The 14,377-nt window shown below is 62.9% G+C and carries 7 protein-coding genes and 1 riboswitch; of the genes, 4 read left to right on the top strand and 3 right to left on the bottom strand.

Annotation, left to right across the window (positions count from 1 at the left end; genetic code table 11):
- Positions 1–161: 161 nt before the first annotated feature.
- Together LPB405_RS03110 and LPB405_RS03105 are read left to right on the top strand one after the other, a co-directional pair.
- The gene (locus LPB405_RS03110; protein ID WP_049362017.1) at positions 162–1,640 is read left to right on the top strand and encodes an amino acid permease; all 1,479 of its coding nucleotides are present in this window, start codon (positions 162–164) and stop codon (positions 1,638–1,640) included.
- Positions 1,641–2,100: 460 nt separating this feature from the next.
- A complete protein-coding gene (locus LPB405_RS03105; RefSeq protein ID WP_049350024.1) occupies positions 2,101–3,576 on the top strand; it encodes an amino acid permease in 1,476 nt (491 codons plus the stop codon).
- Between the two features lie 173 nt (positions 3,577–3,749).
- Here LPB405_RS03105 and LPB405_RS03100 read toward each other — a convergent pair whose 3' ends face one another.
- Entirely contained in the window at positions 3,750–5,342 is a 1,593-nt protein-coding gene (locus tag LPB405_RS03100; protein WP_219101868.1) for a dehydrogenase, read from the bottom strand.
- Positions 5,343–5,755: 413 nt separating this feature from the next.
- On the opposite strand from LPB405_RS03100, the gene LPB405_RS03095 reads away from it, so the two are divergent.
- The gene (locus LPB405_RS03095) at positions 5,756–8,251 is read left to right on the top strand and encodes a helix-hairpin-helix domain-containing protein (RefSeq protein WP_257604966.1); all 2,496 of its coding nucleotides are present in this window, start codon (positions 5,756–5,758) and stop codon (positions 8,249–8,251) included.
- A 215-nt stretch (positions 8,252–8,466) separates the two neighbouring features.
- Here the strand turns inward: LPB405_RS03095 and LPB405_RS03090 are convergent, their stop codons facing one another.
- Both LPB405_RS03090 and LPB405_RS03085 read right to left on the bottom strand, forming a co-directional pair.
- On the bottom strand, positions 8,467–9,303 hold the full coding sequence (locus LPB405_RS03090; protein WP_219101866.1) for an aldo/keto reductase: 837 nt from the start codon (positions 9,301–9,303) through the stop codon (positions 8,467–8,469).
- Positions 9,304–9,521: 218 nt separating this feature from the next.
- Positions 9,522–13,736: a DEAD/DEAH box helicase gene (locus tag LPB405_RS03085; RefSeq protein ID WP_219101865.1), complete on the bottom strand. Its 4,215-nt coding sequence runs from the start codon at positions 13,734–13,736 to the stop codon at positions 9,522–9,524.
- A 242-nt stretch (positions 13,737–13,978) separates the two neighbouring features.
- Positions 13,979–14,113: riboswitch (SAM riboswitch) on the top strand.
- Between the two features lie 35 nt (positions 14,114–14,148).
- On the opposite strand from LPB405_RS03085, the gene LPB405_RS03080 reads away from it, so the two are divergent.
- Positions 14,149–14,376 (top strand): nuclease PIN, encoded by a 228-nt coding sequence (locus LPB405_RS03080; RefSeq protein WP_070634187.1) that lies wholly within the window; start codon positions 14,149–14,151, stop codon positions 14,374–14,376.
- Position 14,377: the final 1 nt, after the last annotated feature.

Genomic DNA, 14,377 nt, shown 5'->3' with positions numbered 1-14,377 from the left:
GCCCACAAGCCCAAGTCCACCGCGCAAGCTATGGACGCGGGAATTTCTCCTCCATACACGCCGCTAAGGATTATGCACGAATACCAACCACCCGGACTCGCCCCCGAGTGAAATTTAGGGCGAATCGACGCAGGAAAGAGAAATACGTGACACAGCAGCCAATGCAGCACAACTCCGTCACCGGCCTGGACTCCGAAGCTGAGCACTCTAAGCTTCAGCGCGGACTAAGCTACCGACACATCCAGCTGATCGCTATTGGCGGCGCCATCGGCACCGGCCTTTTCCTCGGCTCGGCAAAGACCATCGCCCTGACCGGCCCCTCTATCGTCTTTGTTTACGCCATTATCGGTAGCGTCATCTACTTTGTTCTGCGCGCCATGGGCGAGATTCTGCTCTCCAACCCCAAGTACAAGTCCTTCACTGACTTCATCACCGACATCCTCGGTCTGCGCGCCGGCTTCTTCGTCGGCTGGTCGTACTGGTTCTTCTGGGTCGTCACAGGTATCGCGGATGTCATCGCTATTACCGGCTACATCAAATACTGGTGGCCGGAAATCCCAGCCTTCATCCCGGCGCTGACCGTTATCGTGGCTCTGCTGCTGCTGAACCTGCCCTCGGTGAAGAACTTCGGTGAAATCGAATTCTGGTTCGCAGTCATTAAAATCGTCGCGATTGTCGCCCTCATTATTGTTGGTGCGCTCATGGTTGCCTTTAGCTTCACCGCGCCCGACGGTACCGTCGCCTCCGTGGCAAATCTCTGGGATCGCCCCGGCCCCTCCGGTAGCGGTATCTTTACCCAGGGCCTGACGGGCTTCCTGGGTGCCTTCCAGATTGCGCTCTTCGCCTTCGTGGGTGCTGAGCTGGTCGGTACCGCCGTGGCGGAAACCGAACACCCCGAACGCACTCTGCCCAAGGCAATTAATGCGGTACCCTTCCGCATTGGCCTCTTCTACGCCCTGCCGCTGCTGACCATCCTCGCTGTCACCCCCTGGGACAAGTTGGATAAGTCCATGAGCCCCTTCGTGGGTATGTTCTCCCTGGCGGGCATTGCTGTTGCCGCCTCGCTGGTGAACTTTGTGGTGCTGACCTCCGCGGCGTCCTCGGCGAACTCCGGTATTTTCTCGACCTCCCGCATGGTCTACGGTCTGGCACACGACGGTGCCGCACCCTCCGCACTGGGTAAGCTCACCAAGAATGGTGTGCCCGCCAACGCCCTGTACCTGACCACCGTGATGCTGCTGTTCAGCCTGGTCATGCTGTACGCCGGTAGCGGCATCATGGAGGCGTTCACCGTGGTGACCTCCGTGGCGTCGATGATGGGTATCTTCACCTGGAGCATGATCCTGATTGCGTACCTGGTCTACCGTAAGAAGTTCCCCGAACGCCACGAGGCATCCGCATACAAGATGCCCTGGGGTATTGGCATGAGCTGGTTTGGTCTGGTCTTCTTCGCCGTCATGGTCTACGCCCTGAGCCTGTACCCGGACACCGCAATCGGTCTGGCGCTGACCCCCATCTGGTTCATTGCTCTGGCTATTGGCTACGAGATTCTGACCCGCCGCCACGCGGCGAAGCGTGCTCGTGTGCTGGCTGCTGGCAATGTTGTTGACAAGGCTGCTGACAAGGCTGGTCAGAAGTAGTTTCTGTTCTTTCTGCGGCGTTTATGTAGTGTTTCTGCGGCGCTGTGTGTAAGCCCCGTTTCTGCATTCTTTTAGGATGCGGAGGCGGGGCTTTCGCGTGCCCTCGTGCTTGCCTGTTTACGTTCCGGGCGGCATTTTTTACACCGCTTGATATGACGTAAATAATAGAAACAGGTCACATTTTTGCCGTAAATCCTGTTTTCTTGCCCTTAACACCTGTAGAATAACTATCCAAGTAGCTGTGAGAGCTCTCAGAAAAACTCCGCGTCAATCGATAGCGTGACACTTTCGAGCACCGCGCGGTATCTGATAGAGCTCTAGCCTCGCCCCGAAATCCGGGGACGCCCCGCAAGCTAATGGCCGCATATTCATACAGTGACCGTGCCTGCTGCGATCTAGCGATTCTTATTCCAGTAACGGCACATGCGGTACGGGGTACAACCGCTGAAAAGAGGACGTCGTGACTGAACAGAACAACGTCAGCCTGAATCCTAAAGCTCCCGAGCAGGGAGAGCGACTACACCGCGGTCTAAGCAACCGCCACATCCAGCTCATCGCCATCGGCGGTGCCATCGGCACCGGCCTGTTCATGGGCTCCGGTCGCGCCATCTCCCTGGCGGGCCCCTCCGTGATTTTCGTGTATATGCTCATCGGCGCCGTCATCTTCCTGGTGCTGCGAGCTATGGGCGAGATTCTGCTCTCCAACCTGAGGTACAAGTCCTTCTCCGACTTCACCACCGACCTCGTCGGCCCCATGGCCGGGTTCTTCCTCGGCTGGTCCTACTGGTTCATGTGGGTGGTCACCGCCGTCGCGGACATCATCGCAATTGTTGGCTACCTGCGTCTGTGGTGGCCCGACCTGCAAGCCTGGATCCCGGCGCTCGTCGTCATCGGCGTTCTGCTGACCCTGAACCTGGTGTCCGTGAAGAACTTCGGCGAAATCGAATTCTGGTTCTCCATGATTAAGATTGTCGCCATCGTCGCCCTGATTATCGTTGGTGGCGGCATGGTCGCTATCGGCTTCACCTCACCCAGTGGCGCGCAGGCGTCCGTCGCCAACCTCTGGAACGACGGCGGTATGTTCCCCAACCACCTGATTGGCTTCCTCGGCGCGTTCCAGATTGCCGTCTTCGCGTTCATGGGCTCCGAGCTTGTCGGTACCACCGCCGCAGAAACCCAGGACCCCGAAAAGACCCTGCCCAGGGCAATCAACGCCGTGCCGGTACGTATTATGGTCTTCTACGTGGGTGCGCTCGTCACCATCCTGATGGTTACCCCCTGGCGCCTCGTCAGCCCCGATAAGAGCCCCTTCGTCGCCATGTTCACCCTGGCGGGCCTGGGCATCGCCGCGCACATCATCAACTTTGTGGTGATTACCAGCGCAACCTCCTCGGCGAACTCCGGTATCTTCTCCACCTCGCGCATGGCATTCGGCCTGGCGCGCGAGCGCAGCGCCCCGCAGTTCCTGGGCAAGATCTCTAAGAACGGTGTGCCGCGTAACGCGCTGTTCCTCTCCGCCGTGATGCTGCTGTCCTCCATCGTGCTGCTCTACGCGGGTGACTCAATCTCTAGCGCGTTCAACCTGGTCACCACCGTGGCTGCGGTACTCGTGATTTTTGCGTGGGCGATGATTATGGTCAGCTACCTGATGTACCGCAAGAAGTTCCCGTCACGTCACGAGAAGTCGAAGTTCCGTCTGCCCGGCGGCCGTTTCTCCGCGTGGCTGTCGCTGGTGTTCTTCGCCTTCACCATCGGTGTGCTGGCCATGGATGAAGAAACCCTCAGGGGTCTGCTCGCGATGCCCGTCTGGTTCGCGATTCTGGGTATTGGTTGGTTCTTCAAGCGCCGTGCGGATGCACGCCGCCACGAAGCAATCTCTACCCGCACCGCGCAGATTGCGATTGTGGAGGCATCCGAGATTTTCTCGGCACGCTAAACACCCACGCTAAGCAACCCACGCTAAGCCACATCGGCTATCGGTACCGGCTACTAGTACACCGGCTACCGGTGCATGCGTAAAGCCCGCGTCACCTGCTCCTCTCAGGGAGCGGGGGACGCGGGCTTTCGCTGTCTCTAAGGACGAACCCGAGAGGCGCGCGGAGTGTGCGCTTAGACGGACGCCGTCTCAGCCTCTTCAGCGAGCGGGTCGTTGTCATCATCGGTGCGGTAGAAATCCCAGCGTTCACAACCGCAACCGGAACGCATCGCCTCAATGACGGCGGCAGCAGCCTCCAGTGGGTCGAGCGCGTGCAGGTTCCACAGAGCATGCACCGGCACCGGGCGCCTCCAACCGTGTTCCTGCAGAAACTCCGGGTCGAAGGCGGGTAGCGCCTCCGCGGTAGGTTCGAGCTCGCAGAGGAAGCCTGTGGGGGAGCGGAAGACCGTCACCACGGGGGTCGGGTCGGCGTCCTCCAGGGATGCGCCGTCGAAGAAGTAGTAGGTACTCAGGCGGCGGTTCCAGGCAAGCTGCGCGAGGCGTTCGCCGAAGACTTCCACCGTCTGCTCCCACCGAGTGCGGTGGTACGCCGCGAGGTCGGTGTGGGCGGTCTGCACCACGCCGATGCCCTGCTCGGTGAGTTCGCGGGCGCTCAGACGCGCGGGCTCTGCGGGTTCCGCGGGCTCTGTCGGCTCCGCGGGAGCGTCCGCAGGGGAGTTGTCCGAAGTATCCAGCTCTGCTAGTTCTGCTTCGGTCAGCTCAGCGCTAGCCAGCTCAGCGTCGAGGCGCTCAAGCTCCTCCGCGGCACTTGCCTCAGCAGCGCTCGCCTTAGCGGCAGCCTCGTTTGCTTCGTCCCTGGTCCACAGGCGCAGCTCGCGGGCAATCTGCGTGCGTCCGCGATGCAGGGTCGCCTGCCAGGAGCCGAACTTGGCGCGTACCGCGCCCAGGGGCGGCACCTGCTCGATGAGCGTGGGAATGGTAGACCAGTAGCCGTAGTTCAGTGCCGTCGGTTCGCGGTCGTAGCGGGCACAATAGCTCAAAAAGAGGCTCAGGGTCTTCGGAGCAAAATCCTCGGGTACCGAGGCGGCGTCAATGTACCACTCGTTTTCGAGTGCCTCCGCCGGGTAGATGCCGGTGCGGAGCATGCCCAAGGACCAGTCGCCGTCGCCGAGGTAGTCGTTTACCGTCTGCGCCGGGGCAGGCCACGCGGATTCGCCCTCCATGCTGGCGGCGAGCAGGGTGTACAGGCTACCGCCCTCGGTGCCGATTTCTTCCAAGCCGCGCAGTCGGATGTCCTCGAGGGTCTGCGCGTAGGCTTCTTCCTCCAGCTGGGAGTAAGGGTGTGCGGCAAGGTACTTGAGCGTTGCGCCAATCTTCGCCAGGACGGTGGCGATATCTTCGTTGTTGAAGTGGCGCGCCTCCAGTGCGGGCGGCAGGTCGTGGATAATATCGCAATCAAGAATCAGCGCCGCGTACTCGGGCTCCGGAGGCAGATCGTAGGCTTCCGCGAAAACGTACCAGAGGCCGCAGGCGAGCACCGTGTAGCTCGGGGCCTCTGCCGTGACCGGACCAAACTGCCAGATACCGGAGCTCAGCGCATAGTTCAGGTACTTCTTGTTGATGTGCGGGTACAGAAAGTTGAGGCGGCGGAGAACCTGGGTAGGGGTGAACCCCAGCGCGGCGAGTTCGGCGATGAGTTCCGCGTACTCGTCGTGAAAATCTAAGTAGCCCTCCGGCGCGTTTGATAGCGCGGCTTGTTCGCGCATGGGTCCCTCTTTCATCTGCGGGATGTGGCGGCACCATGTCGTACCGTGCCGCCGAAACCCTGAACGTGTGCACGCAGACAAGGGCGTTTGCGTGGTGTGAGGCCACCCCTTATCTGCATGAATAAGCGATATTTTTTCAAAAAATATGCTCTTTTATCTAAATTTATCGCTGAAACTAAGCACTATTCAAATACGTGAACCCCTAACACGGTTTCTTACGAAAAGATGACAACGTTTAGCGCACCCGCAGGGCAAAATGTGCGTAAAGACTCGTAAATCTGCACCAGAAGATACGGTGGAAAAATACGCTTACCCGCACCCGCACAGGCGAGCAAAATACGCCCCGCGCTGACTCTTATCCCAGCATTACCGGTCAACCCATGAGCCGCGGCGAAATATGCGAAACTGGAAGGATGAGCGAACACCCCCTCCCGAGCAGTATCCGCCCGCGCGCGGATCGAGCTGCAGACCCCGCGCCCAGCAGCGCCGCACACCGCGAAAAACACGAAACCGGCGGCGCAGGTGAGCCGCCCGCCGAGCACCTCATCAACGCGCTCGCCGTAGAAACCGGCATTGCGCCGCACCGCATCCGCGCAGCCGTGGCGCTACTCGACGCCGACAACTCCGTGCCCTTCATCGCGCGTTACCGCAAAGAAGCGACGGGCGCGCTCATCGACACCCAGCTGCGCACCATCCAGTCGCGCCTGGGTCAGCTCCGCGCCCTCGAGGAGCGCCGCGCCCGCGTGCTCGAGGCGCTCACCGCGCGCGCCGACGAAGGACTCATCGACCCGCTCACCCTGCTGCAACTGCGTTCCTCGCTCATGAACGCCGCCACCGTCGCAGACGTGAACGCCCTCTACGCCCCCTACCGCAGCGAGCGCGTAACCCGCGCGCAGCTGGCCCGCGCTGCCGGGCTCGACTCCCTCGTCGAGGACCTGCTGGAGGTGCCCCTCGCCGACGCGCACGCCATCGCCGCCGCCTACATCACCACCGATGAGGAGATTGCGGAGGCCCGCGCGGAGGGGGATGAGACGCTGCCCATCCGCACGGCCGAGGAGGCCCTCGAGGGCGCCCGCGCAATCCTGATCGACCGCGCCCTCACCGACCCTGTGCTCGGCGAGAAACTCTTGACCCGCCTGCGCGAGCAGGGCGTCATCGAATCCCGCGTCATTGCCGGGCACGAAAGTGACGGCGCGAAGTTCTCGGACTATTTCGCCTTCTCGGACCGTATTCGCTCCATCCCGCCGCACCGCGTGCTGGCGCTGCACCGTGCTAAGGACGCCGGCGTGGTGCGCCTCAAGGTGGACGTGGCACCCGCCCCCGCGCCGCTCAGCCGCCTGCGCGGTGCCGCCCGCGTCGAGGCCGAGGCCGCAGCCGAAAACTACGAGAACGTACGTTCTGCATACGAGCGTGAGGTGGCTGCCGCGCTGCGCATCCCCGTGCAGGTGCTCAACACCGTCGACGACGAGGACCGCGTGCTCGGCTGGCTCGCCGCCACCGTGCGCACCGCCTGGCGCAGCCACCTGCGCCCGCGCCTGGCCGAGCGCATCCGCCACCGCCTGCTCGATACCGCCGCGCAGAACGCGACCGAGGTGTTTGCCTCCAACCTGCGCGATATTCTGCTCGCCGCACCCGCCGGTCACAAAACCACCCTCGGCCTGGATCCGGGTCTGCGCCACGGCGTGAAATACGCCGTGGTTGACGGCACCGGTGAGCCGCTGCGCGTGGGCACCGTCTACCCGCACGCCCCGCGCAACCAGTGGGCAGAAGCACTGCGCGAGCTTGCCGTCGCCTGCCGCGAGCACGGCGTGGAACTTATCGCCATCGGTAACGGCACCGCAAGCCGCGAAACCGACAAGCTCGCCAGCGAACTCATTCGCGCCCTGCGCGAGGAGGGCGTGGAAGCACCCCAGAAGGTGACCGTTTCGGAGGCGGGCGCCTCCGTCTACTCCGCCTCGGCCCTGGCCGCCGCTGAGCTGCCCGACTACGACGTAACCGTGCGCGGCGCCGTCTCCATCGCGCGCCGCCTGCAGGACCCGCTCGCCGAGCTCGTCAAAATCGACCCGCAGTCCATCGGCGTGGGCCAGTACCAGCACGACGTGCCGCCGGCCGCCCTGCGCCGGGCCCTCAACGACACCGTCGAAGACTGCGTGAACGCCGTGGGCGTGAACCTCAACAGCGCTTCCGTGCAGCTGCTCGCGCACGTGGCGGGCGTGGGCACCGCGACCGCCGAACGCATCGTCGCCTACCGCACCGAGCACGGCCCCTTTGCGAACCGCCGGCAGCTGCTAAACGTGCCGCGGCTGGGTGAGAAGACCTTCCGCCAGGCGGCGGGCTTCATTCGTATTCGTGGCGGCGAGGAGTCTCTGGATGCCTCCGCGGTGCACCCGGAGGCCTACCCGCTCGCGCGCCGCATTATTGCCGACGCGCAGGCCCGCAACGGCGCCCACTGGGTAGCTGGCGCTCTGGGTACCTCGGACGGCAGCGACCCGCTGGCCGGGCTGAACCCCGCCGACTACGTGCAGGAGGGCGGACAGGACGGCGCGGAGGAGGGAACCGCCGGCGTGTACACGGTGCAGGACATCTTCACCGAGCTGCGCCGCCCCGGCCTGGACCCGCGCGGTAGCTTCCGCACCGCACGCTTCTCCGAATCCGTCTCGCGTTTTGAGGATGTGCGCCCCGGCATGGTGCTCGAGGGCACCGTATCGAACGTGGCGGCATTCGGCGCGTTCGTGGATATCGGCGTGCATCAGGACGGCCTTGTGCACATCTCGCAGATGAGCCGCGGTTTCGTGGCGAACCCGCACGACATTGTGCGTAGCGGCGACATTGTGCGGGTGCGCGTGGTGGAGGTCGACCCGGCCCGCCGCCGCATCTCCCTCTCGCTGCTGGTGGAGGACGAGAGCTAGCCGGCGAAAACTGGCGGGCGGGAGTTAGTTACGAAGCGCCCGCCAGGATAGCTGATGGTTTGCCGAACAATCCAAGAACGAGCGTTCGTCAAAACCAGTCGTCGAAAGCCCGAAAAGCCGCGTAGCCAGGGCACGCAAAAGCCCCGACAAGCACTATCCGTGCCTGTCGGGGCTTTATGTAGGTGAGGTTCGAGCCGCTAGGCCCAGACGACATCCTAGAAGTCGATGTTCGCCGGGTCAGCGCCAATACGACCCTCGGGGGTGGAAAGCGCATCCACAGCCGCGATGTCCTCAGCGGTCAGCTTCACGTTCACCGACGCCAGGTTCTCCTCAATACGAGAGGGGGTCGCGGACTTCGGGATAGCCACGGTGCCCTTAGCCAGGTGCCACGCCAGCACGACCTGCGCGGGGGTTGCGCCGTGGTGCTCCGCAATCTCAGCCAGCACGGGGTTCTGCAGCAGATCGCTACCGTTGCCCAGCGGGCTCCATGCCTCGGTCACGATGCCGTACTCGGCGTGAACAGCGCGCAGCGCCTCCTGCGAGAAGTAAGGGTGCAGCTCAACCTGGTGGATGACCGGAACCACGCCGGTCTCCTCGATAATCTCGCGCAACTGCTCCTCGGGGAAGTTCGAAACACCAATCGAACGGACCTTACCCTGCTTCTGCAGCTCAATCAGCGCACGCCAAGAATCCAGGTACAGACCCTGCTGCGGCTTAGCCCAGTGAATCAGGTACAGGTCAACGTAGTCGGTACCCAGCTTCTCCAGGGAAGCCTCGAATGCCTCGAAAGCGCTCTCGTAACCCTGGTCAGAGTTCCACAGCTTGGTGGTGAGGAAGATATCTTCGCGAGGCACGTCAGAGTTAGCGATAGCGCGGCCCACGCCCGCCTCGTTGCCGTAGATAGCGGCGGTGTCGATGTGGCGGTAGCCGGTCTCCAGGGCGGTGCCCACAATCTTCTCGGCGACCTCGTCCTCAATCTGCCATACGCCGTAGCCCAGCTGCGGAATGGATCGGCCGTCGTTGAACTTTACATTGGGTACGTTGTAGCTCATGATGCTCCTTTTGAATCTGTGGGGAGGCGGCGCCTCCGTAAGTAGTCGTACCAGGTTACGCCTCAGAGCCCCCGTTGAGAAGGGCCACAGCAGAATCGGGCGTGAATCTAGCCCGAGGCGTAACCAAGTAACGAAAAATGACGGGCGTCAGGCATATCAGCAGACCCGAAGTCTACCGCTCAGTCTGGAAGGCGGCTACCGCTCAGATTGGAGGGCGGCTATCGCTCGATAGCCGGCGCAAAGAGCTCACGCACATCCTCAGCCGTCACCGCTGCGGAGGCGAACTCGCCCTCACCGACCACCGCATCGAAGAGCGCGGCCTTCGACTCCTTGAGCTGCATGACCTTCTCCTCAATGGTGCCCTCGGCGACCAGACGGTAGACGTGCACCTCCTTGTCCTGGCCGATGCGGTGAATACGGTCCACCGCCTGCTGCTCGGCGGCGGGGTTCCACCACGGATCCATGATGAACACGTGGTCCGCCTCGGTCAGGTTCAGGCCGAAACCGCCAGCCTTGAGCGAAATGAGGAACACCGGCTCCTGCCCGCTCGTGAACGCCTCGATGACCTCGGAACGGTTGCGGGTCGAACCGTCCAGGTACAGGTGCCCGATGCCCTCCTCCGCCAGGCGCGCCGAAATGCTCTTGAGGTAGCCGGTGAACTGGCTGAACACCAGCACGCGGTGGCCCTTCTTGAGCAGGTCGGGTAGTTGCTGCACCAGGTAGTCGCGCTTGACCGACGACACCCCGGCATAGGCTTCCGGGTCAATCAGCGCGGCATCAAGTGCCAGACGGCGCAGCAGGGTCAGCGACTGGAAGATCGTGAACCGGTTCTTGTCCATATCCTCCAGCAGACCCAGCACCTTCTGGCGTTCACGCTGCAGATGCGTGTCATAGATGCGGCGGTGACCGGGAGCCAGCGGCAGGTTCACGCGCGTATCGTTCTTCGCCGGAAGCTCCGCCGCCACCAGCTCCTTGGTGCGGCGCAGCATGAGCGGGCGGATGCGCCGGCGCAGACGAGCAGCCGTCGCCGCGGCGTGCGCCGGGTCCTCACCGGACTCCGCCGGGCGAGCGTACAGGTCACGGAACGCGCGGGCGGAAGGGAACAGACCATCCGCCACAATCGCCAGCAGCGCCCACAGCTCCATGAGGTTGTTCTCAATGGGTGTGCCGGTTATCGCGATCTTGGTGCGGGCGGGCATCGCGCGGGCGATGGACCAGGCGCGGGTGCCGGTGTTTTTGACGAATTGCGCCTCGTCCAGCAGGAGCGCACCCCAGCCTTCAGGGGTGGAGAGTTCACCCGTGGATTCGTCAACGGTGCGGCCCAGCGTGCGGGCGTAGCCGGTGTATGCATCCTCATCCATGCGCAGCAGCGTGTAGCTGGTCAGTACCAGGTGCGCTCCTGCGATGCGCTCAGCCAGCGGGGTCTTACCGGCGGTAGTTTCGGTAATGGTCACGACCTTCGCCTCGGGCAGGAAACGTGCCGCCTCCGCCGCCCAATTGGTGATGACGGAGGTCGGCGCAACCACGAGGAAAGGCGCGAACGGCTCGACGCTCTCACCGCGCCCGGTGGTACGTTCGGAGGCAGCACGATGCTCCTCAATCGCGTGGGCGAGCAGAGCGAGAGCCTGCACGGTCTTACCCAGACCCATATCGTCGGCGAGAATACCGCCCAGACGCTGCTCGTACAGGAACGACAACCATTGGAAACCCTCCACCTGGTAGGGGCGTAGGGTCGCCTGCAGACCGGCGGGTACCGGGCGCTGAGCAATCACCCGACGGGAAGCCTTCTGCGGCGCGGGGGAACCATGAGCACCCTTGTCAGAGGTCTTTTCAGTACCTTTTTCGGTGCTCTCTTCGGCATCCTCCAGGCCCTCAACCAGCTCCAGCAGCGAACGCACCTGAGCGTCCCACCGCGCGGTCGTATGCACGCTCGCCGCCAGCGACTCCAGCTCAGAGAACAGACCCGCCTGGTGACGGTTAATGCGCAGCTCACCACCCGCATCGTCGAGTTCGCGAGCCTCCGCGATGAGGGTGCGCAAGGTCTTAAACTCGGGTCGACGCAGCGAAAAATAGGTGCCGTTACCGAGCAGAATACGGTCCGCCCCGCGATCTAGCGCCTCAAAAATCTGCGCGAACGGCACGGTCCAATTATTGACCTTCACCGCAATACCCAGACCGAACCAGTCACGAGAATTGCCCTCGCTCACGGTGACTTCAATGAGCGCGTCGGTCGCCTTCACGAACTGCGGCGGAGTACCGTTAAAACGCATCTGAACAGCGGAAACACGGCGAAGCTTCGGCAGAATCGCGCTGAGCAACTCGCGGGTCTCCCAGCCTTCGATGCGGCGCTCCTCCAGCCCGGAAAGCGCCGGATGAGCGGCAAGAATCGCGCGCACCGAACGCAGTACGCGCGCCTCAAAACGCTCATCGCGAACCTCACCGCCCTCTTCGCCGGGGTAGCCGAAAACGGGCAGGGAGTACACATCGGAGCCGGTCGCAGGATTCTGGATGCGCGCCTCCTCTGCGCTCGCCTCATCAGTGCTGTCCTCCTCCACACTGTCCTCCGCGAAGGGGTTCAGCGGGTACTCCCAATGCCAGCTCAGCTGCGCGTCGTGGCGCACCTGCTCGTCAAAGCTGATGTCAAGTACCAGATGCGGCGGCTTCACGCGCGGCAGCGCCAGCGCCGGATCGGGGGTCAGCGAAGGAATGGAGCGGCTGAGCGCGGGCAGGTATTCCTTTTGGAACGTGGCGCGTTCCGCGGCGGGAATGTGCACGGTTCCGGCGCTAATGAGCGATTCGGAGGCGGCGTCGAGCGGCTCAACCAGGGGGATGAGCGCCAGCTCCACGCCCTCGGGCAGTTCGGGTACGGCGGGGGAGTAGCGCACCCGTTCACCCTGTCCTCGTTCGCCCTGCGCCGGGTTGAGGGTCGGGGCAGAGGGCTCGGCAGGTACCTCCCGTGCGTCCTTTGGGGCAGTCTTGTGCACGAAAGATTCGCGGCCCACTTCATCCAGCGCGCCGGGGCGCGCGGTCTTCCAGTGCACCGCCTTGGCCGCCTGTTCGTACTCCTGCTGAGCGAGCCCGCCCAGGGCAAAGAAGCCGGTGCGCGGGGTGCCGATGGGGTGGCAGTGCGCGGCGGGTAGCCAGAGCTGGCGCAGCAATTCGCCTTCGCGTCCTTCCCAGCTGAGCGCGGCTTGAAGTTGCAGCCCGGCGCCTTCCGCGTGTTTCTCTTCGCAGGCGGCGGCGTGCAGGCGCACCTGTGCGGGGCTCAGCACGGCGTAGTTCACCTCGCGACCGTTGACGAGCAGAGGCAGGCCAATATCCTCCGCGCGGGCGAGTACATCCCAGAGCAGAGTGGAGGCAGAAGCGCTAATCGAAATCCAGTCGCGGTGCGAGGAATACATGTTCTGCCAGGGGCGGGCAATCGAGTAGAGTTCGGCGAAAAATCGTTCGTGTTCGGGGTAGATTTCGTGCCGCCCGACGGGGCCGCCCACGCTGGAAGCGAAGGTTTCCCAGCTGAGTCCGCCCTTGATCCAGCGCCCGGTTTTGGACGCCATGAGCGGGCGGGCGAGCAGGTTAATGCTGGGGGTTGCCCCGGGCATATTGCGGCCGCGCGCGTAGGATCCGGAGACGCTTAGCGAGAAATCCAGGGCGCCGCTCACGCGCATCGAATCAATGCCCGCAAGGTCCTGACGTGCGGAAAGAACGGAGGAGAGGTCGCGCCGCCAGGCAGAAATTTTGGAGGCGGCACCATCGAGCGCTGTGGGGTCGAGCGCAGTGGGGGAAGAGCCTAGCTTGTTGAGCGCAAGGCTTCCCTGGGGGTTTTCGGGCTCGGCAGTCTCCGCATCGGGCGCGGGCAGTTTTGCCGCGGTGGTGAGTGCACCGGAGGCGCGTAGTGCCGCGAGCGGGTCGGCGGCTTTCTTCGCCTCCGCAATGTCCGCGCTCTTTGAATCTGCGGATCCCTTTGCAGCGGATCCTTTTGCGTCTGTCGCACCCTTCGCTGCGGTAGCCTTCGCTGCGGCACCGGGTACGCCGACCGGTCCGGGGTGTTCGCTGAGTGCCTTTTTCGCTACGGAGGCGCGGTCGAGCGCGGTGAGCATGAGCGCTACGGCGTGCTTGCAGTCGGTGAGCACAGGGCAGGTGCAGCGGGCGGTGAAGGTTGCGGAGCCGCTGACGGCGGGGAAGAAGCGAATGGTCACTTCGTAGGGGATGATGGTGCTTCCGTTGACGAGCCCGGTGAGGGTGCTATTGTCTTCGTCGTAGCTGTATCGGATGACTTCGCGGTTGCGCTGGTAGGCGACACCGCGCTGGTAGGTGCGGTGCCCGGCCTGGCGAATGATCTGCGGTACGGTGATGGGAATTTCGGGGAAGGGGTTGTTGGCGCTCACCAGCTCATTATCGCGTATCGTACCGGTTTGCGCCTTGTCGCCGGTCATGTGCTGGCGGCTGTCGGGCTGGTTGCCGAGCCGACTATTTGGCGGTGGCTTAGGGTGTATTTCGTATTTGTGGTGGGGGAGTTTTTAGTGCATAAAAACACCGGTATTCACATAAGATATTCCGCGCAGTATCAAAAATTGCCGCCGTCTAAAACACTCTCACAAGCCAAAACGCCAATAATCTAAATCTCTTTCAGAAAACGCTTTACTTAACTTGAGAAAATGCTGTAAGCTAAACCCAGCTTCAAGAGTTTCGACTGATAAGCTCCGACTATGGTCGAACGCCAACCCCATGTTCACGGGTGGCTCGGATGACGAAGCGGTTTGTATTCACCACCGGAATAACCGGTGGTAATTGGTACAGACAAGAGCAACGCGAAAGGATCGCGCCACTCACGGCGCAGGTTGTCACATGTACAACGGCTCTGCAACCAAAGCAGCAATCTCTCTGAACCCCTCCCGCTCCTACCAGGAAAGCCTGCGTGCCGCAGCTGTCCCCGCGCGAGGCGGATACACCGCAGTCAGCATTGACGATTACTCCCGCATTTCTTCTAAGCGCGACGAGTTCCTGAACTTCCTTCTTCTGCCCAACCCCGAGGGCATCCCCGCTATTGAGTACGCCGGTCTGCGCGTAGCGTAGC

The organism is Rothia mucilaginosa (assembly GCF_019334805.1).
Lineage (GTDB): Bacteria > Actinomycetota > Actinomycetes > Actinomycetales > Micrococcaceae > Rothia > Rothia mucilaginosa_C.
The sequence above is the reverse complement of the archived record's forward strand: the minus strand, read 5'-3'. Positions and strand labels throughout refer to the sequence as shown.